We start from the raw sequence: 8,915 nt of genomic DNA, 5'->3' as shown, positions 1-8,915 counted from the left end.
CTAAGCTTCCGTTTGACCAATTGGAAGCGTATCGCAGCGAGGGACGCCTGCTCAACGGGAACGAACTGGCGCACTTTATGAGACGACAGCGGATCGCCATCTGGCTTGAGGAGGATCAACAGCTTGATCCCCGCTACCTGCCGTTGTTGAGCCCTAACACGCTTGTTCTCTACGCTGCCCGAAAGCCGTCCTGGGATGGAAAACCGGTGGAGAATGAGCGAAAAAATGGTTTTCCATCAACGCCGATCGAATTTAGCGGAGTGATGCAATTTGGAGATGGTTCGACGGTGCTCGCCAACACGACCCACGATTACGTCGAGCAGACGTACACAGCCACGGTCCCCCTCTTTAAACAGGTGGAGGTTGACGGCAAGCAGGTCACGGTGATTGAAGAAGTTGAAGAAACAAGAACGCGCACCGTTGCTGTCCCCAAGGTCCGGCAGTCCCGGATCGCCGCCGACGCGTTCAGCCTTTTTGAAATGGGCGGCAAACGTCTGCCCCCATCCGAAATAGAAACGCGACTCGCCAGCCCTCAGACCGTTGTTCATGTTGCCGCAGGACAAAAAGTGTCTCCCTGGTACCGCAAACTACTGGCTCTGGACGCACTCGTTCTCGCTGAGCGAAAGGCGAACGCAAGGTAATTCGACAAGCAGAGCGTTCCGACCGGGAGCCAAACTCATCGCCACTGCACTCGCCGTGACGGATCGGTGGGGATCATTTCACTTTCCATTGTCCCCAAAGCTTGGGCGTCAACTCGGCTTCGCTGGGGACGTCGGCGGTGATCGCGGTCGCTTTGTTGCTCCAGTACACGCGCTGCATCGTTTGGCCACCGGAACCGCGAAGCACACCGATATCGGCTCGCACGATGTCGCCACTGTCGGGTGCCCAGTGCAACGTCGCCAACGGAACGCTGACTTCGTAGTTGCCCGCTTTGTCGGTCGCGAAACTTACCTGCGAGGTGACGTCTTCGACCACGTCGATGTTGATCGTGCGCCACGGACTGCTGAATGCAACCGGATCGGTGGTGCCTGGAACTTTAGCGCGATAGAGCACCGCACGCATCTTCCCCTTGACCAACGTGACTAAGAGTCGCTGATCGGTATCGGTTTGCAGCATGAGATCGAGACAACCGCCCGTTTTGAAGAGCGCGTTGGGAGTCTCGCCGCTGTTGTTGAGCAGGTCCTTTTCCGTCGTCCGCCACGCCGCGAACAACCGGTCGTCGGCAATGCACAGCGAACCGCTCACTTCATAAGGACGCGAATTGCTGTTGAAGTTGGCCTTGGTGCCGCGTCGATCGATCATGGCCCACTGAGACGTGACGGGCCAGTCGTCGAGTTCGCCATCGACAGTTGGCGTTTCGGTTCGTATCGGAACGAAAAGGATGCCGGTGCCAAGAGTTTGCTGGCGTGAGAGTTCAACGCGGGCGAACCAATCACGAGCCTTGTCGAGATCCGCCGTGGTAACGTTGATTTTTTGATCGGGAAGACGCTGCAGGGTATCGAGGCCATCGACACGCACGAGGCTGGTGCGACCACCATCAACGACATACACCTTGCCATCGGGTGTCTGCGTCATGCTGGGCCAAAAGTTCTCGTCGTGCAGCGAGACATCCGTCACGTCCATGTTCCGCGTGGCCACGGGCGCCGCCCAGTTCGGACGCAAACGAATGTCGTGGAACAAGGTGCTCACGAACAAACCGTCCGCAGTGAATAGATACATGTTCCCCATGTTCCCGTTGATCCCGAACATCGGACCAACGGGGCTGTCGATGAAATCACCGAGCAAGCGTGTATGGCCGACGACCATGCCCGGGCGGTCGGGCACAGCCGCCTCATGGCTGGCATGCAGCCCTGGCCATGGACTGGGGTAACTCCAACGTGGCTCGCCCCGATACATGCCGCCGAGCCCATGTGGGGAAAACGGTTTGGTCGCGTTGGTCGAAATCGTCCAATCGTTGTAATGCAGCGTTTGATTGCCGCCGCTCGAAGGTGGCCGGCCGCCTGCGGGACCGAGCCGCACGGGTGCAAAGTCGTAGCGTGGCACGCCTTTCGTATCAATCCGCGTTGGGCTAAACATCGCGGTATCTTCGCTTAGCCGCGAAACAACAAAATCGAGTTCACGAGTGACCGTGACGCCGCGAGCCTGACCTCGGGTCATCTGAATTTCCGCGGCCTGTGGTTTGCCGTCGGCGTTCAAATCCATCCACAAAAACGTGGCGTGTTTGTCCGGTTGTGGGTTTGATTTTTCAGGCTGCGTGCCGTCCGGCCACACGCTGCGAAACTCAGGTTGCTCGCGGAGATGGGGCCACGCATGCGCATCACCCAACGCAGCCACGAGCCGGGTTTGCTTGCCCGTGTCGAGCCATAAGAAAGCAACGTTGTCACCGCCCGTGGGAGTATGCGTGTAACAACTGGTGAAGTATCGACGGCCGTTTCCTCGCGAAGGATACAGCGGCCAGTCCGGTGAGAAGTGTCCGTAATGTGCATCGAGCAACGGATCGGGCCGGGCGAACACGCGAGCCAGCGTATCGGTACCGCTTTTCCAGTCGAGTGAAAACTCGAGGCCTTTATAAAAGAATTTTTCCGCGTCGCGAGAGTCGAGCACACCCCCGCCACCGTATTCGGTCGGACCATAGAACGTGCGTTCGAGATCGCCACCCGACGACCAAACCGAAACACGGCGCGGATAGTTGTCGTTTTCAGCAACCCACACACGACCTTGCGAATCGACCGCCATACCATTGGGATTGTTCATGTGCAACGGATCATACTCACCGACCGCCGGTGATCCCGCTTTGCCGATCGCCTCGATGAACTTGCCGGCCGGTGAAAAGATCTTGACCTGATGCGAACTGCCCCGGTCGCTGATGAAGTACCGCCCCTCGGCATCGATCGCGATGTGCCTCGGATCCTCGAGTCCCTCGGCAATCACCGTTTCGGCTTGGGTCGCTTTGATCGATGAGAACGCGAGCAGTTGGTTCCCGCTGAGCACCAACACTCGGCCTTGTTCATCAAATGTAACGCCACGTGGACTCGCCACCGACAAGTGACCAACTCTCTTGCCGGATGGAACATCAACGAAGAGCAAACCGTTATGCCGCAGCATGGAACAGACCAACATACCGTCATGCGCCGCCAATCCGCTCAGCACGAACCGGCGATCTCCACCCTCAAAACCTTCCAACGGATCCGGCCTGGGATCGGTGGGCTTCTTTGGACGTGAATCGTCACCGAGCTGGATTTGAAAGACCGACTGGTCGCCGAGCGATTTCGTCTTTGCCGTCAAACGCAGTTCGCCTTCCCATACCGAACCGACATAGCACAGGTGTTCCTTTTCGGCATGCGATCCTAAATCGACCGCCAACGTCGGTGCGCCCGTCCAATGACCGCCGACCCAATGCTGACCACCAATCTTGGTCCCGTCTTCGCGTAGCCACTGCAAACCGTGCCCGCCTTCGGCCACGTAGCAGCCCATAAAAACCAGCGGCTTTCCATCCGTTGTACGGTCGCCTGGCACAAAGGCCATGCTCGTCGGCGGCGTGTGCGTCGTGAGCCAGCAACCGGTGTTGTCGGCGGTCCGCCAAGGAGGTTTACCTGCGTTGTAAATGCTGAACTCATAACGCAGGCTCAGCGGTTTTCGCCACAACCCGCGCACTGTGTACCGCCCCGGTGCGACGGGACGCGAGGGAATGTGATAAACACCGTGAGCGGCCGCCTGCGGATCACGCAGCAAATCATCGCTGCCGTCCCACCACGCGATGTTCTCGCCAGCGGGAAAGTGCGTTTCGCTCAACAGATTGCGGACACGACGGCCCTCTTCATCTTCAATCACAAGCGTCACGATCCCGGCTTCGGGCAACGTGAATTCAATCGGAATCGGCGGCGGTTCCTCGCTCTGCTCGGGAAGGACCAGACTCGCAATCTTTGACTCACGGATTGGCGACAATGCCATCAGTTCGCCGAGCCACACGCGGCGTCCGTCTTTGATTTTTCGAACAACATGCGAATGCCGCTCAGTCGATGGTGCCGTCATCCGGACGCGAATTGCCCGTGTGTTCACCTCACGATCGAGCACGATCCAATTCGGACCGAGTTGGCTAGGATACCACGATTGCAGATCTCGTCCGCGTCCGACGCAAACCCATGACTCCTCAGAGGCTTCTCGCACGTTCGAATCGTCGTCTCCCGTGAAGGCATCGATTTCGCACTCCGCGAATCCAGCCCACAACAGACACACTCCGCCGAGAGTCACCGACTTCGGCCAGGTAAGCGTGACGATTTCCGGATGCTCATCGGAAACCGGCAACGGTGCGCCGTCTTCCGCATTCTCCCAAGCCTGCCAAGTACCGTTGTGCGACTCATCGACGATCTTCATCGAAACATCGTCCCGTGCTCGCGACTGAACCAATGCCTGCGGTGCGACATTGCCCATGCGCTGCGGCAACAGCCACACGCCGGCGAGCTTGCCTGCCGTCTCGCGATCCCCGGCAGTGGGCGTGTGACTGAATCGCAGCGCCCGTGTCACGGTCCCCGGAGGCAAAACCCACAATCCATAGTCACCGGCCTGCACTTCCGCATCGGAGACGGAAACGTCTACCAAACGCTGCGCCGAAATCCACTGCGAGTCATCCGCGAGATCGCCCGGATACTCCGCGTCCGGCTTCAGCACGCTCAGCGAACCGCCACCACCTACGAGGACACTGCCCACCGGAACCGCCTGCGTGAAACCGATCCGCAAATGACGCGGCCCAGCCTCCCGGCCCGCACCGTAGGTCATTCCCTTCCAATGCGGTTTCGATTGCTGACACCACACGACGGCTTGGGGGCCGACACGTGCGGCCGGGCTGTCACCTTCGATCGGTGACTCCGGTGCATTGCCGATGCGTTCCGCAAACGTCGCCGGATCCAGCAACGACGCGTCGAACGCGGGGAAGAGTTCGGTCGAGGGCGTTTGAGCGTAAGCAGGATGATTTCCACTCGCCCCCAACATTGCCATCGTCACTCCGACGATCGACGCGACGCGGCAACTAAAACGAAAACACATAGCGAAGAAATCCAGATCTACTCAAGAGTAAAAGTGCCCCACGCCGCCGGTGCCAGATCGGCTTCGCCCGGGACATCGTTCACCAATCCAGTGGCTTGGTTGCTCCAATACTGGCGGGAAACGGTTTGGGTACCGCCATCGCCAAACAAGACGCCAACGTCGGCTTTGAGACGGAGTCCCGACTTGGGCGTCACACCGAGCTCGCTCCACGGAATCGATGCTTCGACAATGAAGCCACCGTGCGTGCCCCGCGATGCCAAGGTGATGTTGCGGCTGACGACAACACGGTCGAACGAAATCGTCCGCCATGGTGAGCTGAAATCAAACTTCTCATCCGCACTCGCCGCCGGATCCTTCTTCACGTTCAACACGGCGACAGGAGTCTTTTCGTCTTTGAAGGTCATCAGTACACGCATGTTCCCTGTGGAGTCCTTCGATCGTTCAGGGCCGATCATGAGATCCACCGCATCGCCGGATTTGAACAGCAAACGATCATCCTGTCCAACGTTCTTCATCGCCGAACGCGGAGCGAAGACACGATAGGCGAGATACAGACGTTGATCGTCGTAGCGGGCAAGGATCCGGGCGTAACGTTTGCGAACACTTTCCTGCACATCGATCGCCGGCAACTTGTCATCGAGCAACGCCGGCCACTCGGTCGGCTTGCCATCCACGCTCGCATTGCCGCGCGGGACAGTAAACGTTTTCGGTACGGACGCTTCGGCCAGTTTCTGCGACAGCAACTCCTGGGCTTCGGCGAATTGCGAACGAGTGTATGGAAACGTGCCACTGAAGCGTCGAATCGACTCGAGCCCACTGACCTTGATTACCCGAGCGTCCGTTCCGCCGTTGGTCAGATACGTCTCACCGTCAACGGTACGAATGAAGTTACCGCCGAAGCTTTCACCTCCCGCGGTGATCGCGTCCAACGGCATGCCACGTTCGGCGTGCGCTGGGTTCTCCGAAAAACCACGTGTGTCCCGGAAGAGAGACTGAATGAACAGGCCATCGTGAGTGAACAGGTAGTTCTCGCCGAGGTTTCCGTTGAGACAGAAGAGCTCGCCTGCTTCGCCCTGCGCCTCATCGCCCACCTGAACCACACCGAGGAACGAGGATGGTCCGATCAGATAGCCAGGACGCGCGGCCTTGGCTCGGTGCGAACCGTGTACTGACATGTGCCGGTTAGGATATCCGCCCACAACGCGACCGCTTTGCTCAATCATGATCAGCGGGTCTTGATTGATGTAAATCCGCCCATTCGTGCCACCAATGATTTGCCCTTCACCATTGCCACCGCCGATGATGTCACGGTCGGGACGAATGATACGCGGCGTGGTGATGTCGTAGATCGGCGCGCCAACTTCGGTGTAACCCGCGACAGGAAATTGAACCAGTTCCTGACGGTTTCGGACGAGGTACGTAATCGTGCCATCGGTGTCAGGAAGCTGCCCCCAGTAAAAGCTACGCAGCGAAACGGGAGTGCCGTCGATCTTGATGCTCGCAAACATCAATTCGGCTTCTTGCACCAAGCCGTCTCCGTTCTGGTCGGCCCAAGAGTAGCGCTGCCTACCGCTTCCTTCAAAAAGATGTTGGAACCTCTTGAATCGATCACCTCGTCCTTGTCCAACCAGTCCCGTGTGCGCCACCGAACGCCAGTGCTCTCCGTCAAACAGCGTGCAATGCACCTCGCTGGAACCACGCGAAGAGGCGGTTGTGTAGACATACAGCATTCCATTCTTCTTCACGACACGGCTGGTCAATCGGTGGACCGATGGCGGAAAAAGATCATCGGGGCTATCGCTTTGGCCCACCGAGTAAATCGGCTTCGAAGTGCCATTTTCCCAGTCCAAGTGATAAACCGTGTCGTCGGCAAATCCCATTGACGGGTCCAACGGGTTCACCGTACCGGCACCCGCATAGCTGGTCGTGCCACTGAAGTCCTTGATCAACTCGCCGCTATCGACGTCCCACAAACTGGTCCGTTTCGGGTTGTCGGTTTCTTCGGTAACCCAAAGACGATTGAGACTGTCGATCGCAATGCCCGCCGGTCGACGCATCGCCCCAGCAATGAATTTGCCGTGATGCGGACGTCCACCGCGTTGGCCAATTTCACTGAGCAGTTCGCCATCAACGGAGAAGACTTTGACGTTCTGGTCACTGCCGCGAACGGAAACATAGACACGTCCATCGGCTCCCGTCGCGAGCCCCCACGCGTCGGCGTAGGCTTGCGAGGTGAACGGTCGGACGCGACCTCGATCATCCGCAATCAGAATGTGCCCTTTCGACAGCACTAGCAGATCGCCCTGCGATGTGTAGGCGACGGCCTTCGGCTCATCAATCTCGATGCGTGAGAGTTGTTCGCCGGTGGTCGCATGGTACAGCCGAACTTCGTTCTCTCGTGCGAACGCGGCTGCCAACACGTTGTCGTGCAATGCGATGGAACGAAGATTGGCTTCCGATTTCGCGGCCGCCAAACCAGGTTGATCCGAGACAACCAGATCGACCGAGTTGAATTCTTGCTGGTGGTCTTTCGGGGTGATGTCCCATGGCGCGTAACGTCCATCGGCCAGAGTGACTCGATAGATGAGCGATTGCTTTCCTTCGGTGGCCACCCACAACGTCGTTCCGTCCGCGGCCAGTGATATATGACCGCCATCGAAAGCAACCCGATTGCCAAGCCCCCACAAACGCTGGCCGTCGAGGTCGGTCGCAATGAGATGCTTGCCAGCCTCGCCCATCGGTGTCGCGAGAGCAACAAAACCACCCGCCGCCGCAGCCGCCTGCGGTGCAGTATGGTCGCCATAGAACGCTCCGCGGCCATCGTCGGTCGCCCAAGTCGGGTTCCCCGGGTTGGCAAATGAGAGCGCGTAGTTCAACCGTATTCCATCATGCGTGAGCGCATGAAACGTGTAGTCGCCCGGCAGCACGGGCTTGCCCGCGTCATCCAACCCGTCCCACTTTTCAACGTTTTTCCCAGCTTGGCGAGGCTGTGCGGCGACCAGATTACGAACCCGTCGCCCCTCGGAGTCATCGATCGCCAATGTCACCTTACCGTCCTTGGACAACTCATACTCGATCGCAACGGGCCCGGTCGGCTGACCTGCGGCTTGCTCTTTCATCCATGCGGGTTCGGGCAGGTCCAAGTCACCGTTCGGTTCTAGAATGAGATCGCCCCATCCCTTGTGATTGGTGAAGAAGAACTCACGACCGTGCGCTCCCTCACCCAAGTTGTCCGCATATCGATGAGACGGCCAGTCGCCTTGTCCCCAAAATAACTCGAAGCCCAACTGAAACTTGTCGCCCGCCTCGTATTTCCTATCTGTCACGAGCGACCACGGCAGTTTGATTTCCTGCACATAGCCGTTGCCATCCTCGTCCTCGCGGTAGGCGGTCTCGACGCCCCGCCCCATGTTCCATCCTTCCTGCTGAAACAACGTCTCCGATCCTCCGCCGAAAGGCGTGTTCAGATCTTTGCCGCGATCGAGATAGAAGCCCGGCTTCTTTTCGTCCGCGTAGTACCACGCGGTGATGTGGCTGATACGGTCAGTCTTGAACCGTATTTGAATGCTGTCACCTGCCCACCCTCGACGAGCTTGATAGCGAGGATCATGCCGGTTGCCCATCGGCGTCGTGTCAGTGAACTCGGCGGAAATGTAGATATCCTCCGCGTCGTACATCACCGCCACTTTTGCGGAATACACATCCTGCAGAGACTCCACGTCGTAACACATCAGTGTCTGCCCCGAGAGATCCCAATCCGCGAGGTCGCCGTCAATGACAACGTCCCCCGGAACCGGTACTGCATGCAGGCCACGATTGTCCGTTTGCGTCGCGACTGCTAGCGAGGGAAAACAAAGAGAAATGGCGGTAAG

At 58.5% G+C, this 8,915-nt stretch carries 3 protein-coding genes; 1 reads left to right on the top strand and 2 read right to left on the bottom strand.

What is annotated here, in order from left to right; all coding sequences use genetic code 11:
* Window positions 1-641: hypothetical protein (locus RSSM_RS12460; protein ID WP_160168125.1), on the top strand; the 641-nt coding region annotated here is incomplete at its 5' end.
* A gap of 73 nt (window positions 642-714) precedes the next feature.
* Here RSSM_RS12460 and RSSM_RS12455 read toward each other — a convergent pair.
* Window positions 715-5,043, bottom strand: coding sequence for an NHL repeat-containing protein (locus tag RSSM_RS12455; protein ID WP_008678922.1), 4,329 nt, complete (start codon window positions 5,041-5,043; stop codon window positions 715-717).
* Window positions 5,044-5,060: 17 nt separating this feature from the next.
* On the bottom strand, window positions 5,061-8,915 hold a 3,855-nt coding region (locus tag RSSM_RS12450; RefSeq protein WP_236621113.1), incomplete at its 5' end, for a FlgD immunoglobulin-like domain containing protein.

The organism is Aporhodopirellula sallentina SM41 (assembly GCF_000346505.1).
In the GTDB taxonomy this organism is placed as follows: domain Bacteria; phylum Planctomycetota; class Planctomycetia; order Pirellulales; family Pirellulaceae; genus Rhodopirellula; species Rhodopirellula sallentina.
The sequence above is the reverse complement of the archived record's forward strand: the minus strand, read 5'-3'. Positions and strand labels throughout refer to the sequence as shown.